At 43.6% G+C, this 1,673-nt stretch carries 1 protein-coding gene; it reads left to right on the top strand.

Features of this window, described 5'->3' with window-relative positions; genetic code table 11:
- Positions 1–65: 65 nt before the first annotated feature.
- Positions 66–1,630 (top strand): IS3 family transposase gene (locus tag B1748_RS36160; RefSeq protein WP_087568076.1). Its coding sequence is split into 2 segments (ribosomal slippage): positions 66–702 and positions 702–1,630, totalling 1,566 coding nucleotides; the frame shifts between segments, so codons are not numbered across the junction.
- Positions 1,631–1,673: the final 43 nt, after the last annotated feature.

Genomic DNA, 1,673 nt, shown 5'->3' with positions numbered 1-1,673 from the left:
TGATATGCTCCCCTTTAGGTAGACAGGTGAAATAATAAAACCTGTTTATCAAGGGGAGTTTTTTCATGTCCAAAATAAATGAGTACTGTGTGGAAGAGAAATTAGCCATTTTGAAGGAGCATGAAGCAGGACAGGGATCACGTAATGAGATCGCCTGTAAATATAACATTAACGTCAGTACTTTAAAGGAATGGCAACGTCGTTATAAACTGTACGGAGTCGAAGGTCTAGCATGTCGTGCAGAGAATAAGAGCTACTCAGCGGAACTTAAACTTCAGGCGGTTCAAGATTATCTATCTGGAAAGTACTCACAGAATGAAATCATAAGGAAGTACCGTATGGCAAGCCGTACTCAACTCCGAAACTGGATTAAGAAGTATAATAGTCATAGCGGTCTAAGACCGTATAAGAACGGGGGCGGAGCCGCTATGACAAAGGGACGGAAAACGACTTGGGAAGAACGAATGGACATCGTAATGTATTGCCTTTCGCAAAATCGAAACTATCAAAAAACAGTTGAAAAGTATCACGTTTCTTATCAGCAAGTTTATGGTTGGGTAAAGAAGTACGAAGCAGATGGCGAGAACGCTTTACGCGATGGTAGAGGGCGCACGAAGGCACCTGAAGAGCTAACCGAGGCCGATCAGCAAAAGCTCGCCATGAAGAAACTGGAGTACGAAAATGAGCGGCTTCGGGCGGAGAATGCTTTTTTAAAAAAGTTACAGGAGTTTCAAAGGAGGCGTCGCTAAGCGGGCATCGACAGGAAAACATTTACCTCGCTATCCAAGCCGTGCAGCAGGCAGAATCGCTTAGCATACAGCTTCTGTGCAAGGTTGCAGGGATTCCAAGGTCAAGTTATTACAAGTGGCTCAATCACAAGCCTAGCCAACGTCAATTGGAGAACCAGGACCTGACGGCGGTCATGATGGCATTGTATGAGAAGGTTGAAGGCACCTTCGGTTACCGTCAATTGACGCTGCATATGCGTCGACAAACGGAGAAGCAGATTAACCATAAACGCGTGTATCGTCTGATGAAGATAAAAGGGATTCAATCCGTTATTCGTAGGAAGAAAAAGAAATATGAGCATTCTACGCCGCAACATGTTGCTGAGAACGTATTAAACCGTCAGTTTCAGGCGGAAGCACCGAACGAAAAGTGGCTGACGGACGTCACTGAATTTAAGTATGGCCATGGTCAGAAAGCCTATTTAAGCGCAATTCTCGACCTTCATGATAAATCGATTGTTTCTTATGTACTGGGGCATTCCAATAATAATCCGCTCGTGTTTAAAACATTAAAGTTGGCGCTAAAGGCAGCACCAAAGAGCAAAGCGCTCCTTCATAGTGATCGGGGCTTCCAGTACACGTCTCCGGGTTTTAAGAGAATGTTGGATAAGGCAAAGCTAAAGCAGAGCATGTCACGAGTTGGGCGTTGTATTGATAATGGACCTATGGAATCCTTTTGGGGAACGTTGAAATGTGAAAAGTACTATTTACATAAATACCAGACCTTTGAACAGCTAAAGAACGACATTGATGATTATATCCGCTTTTACAATTACGAACGATTACAGAAAAAACTAAACGGCCTCAGTCCCATTGAATATAGGGCTAAGGCCGCTTCATAGATCTTTATTTTTTTGTACTGTCTACTTGACGGGGAGCAGTTCA

The organism is Paenibacillus sp. MY03, assembly GCF_002165585.1.
GTDB lineage: Bacteria > Bacillota > Bacilli > Paenibacillales > Paenibacillaceae > Pristimantibacillus > Pristimantibacillus agaridevorans.
This window is presented reverse-complemented; position numbering and strand designations above follow the sequence as displayed.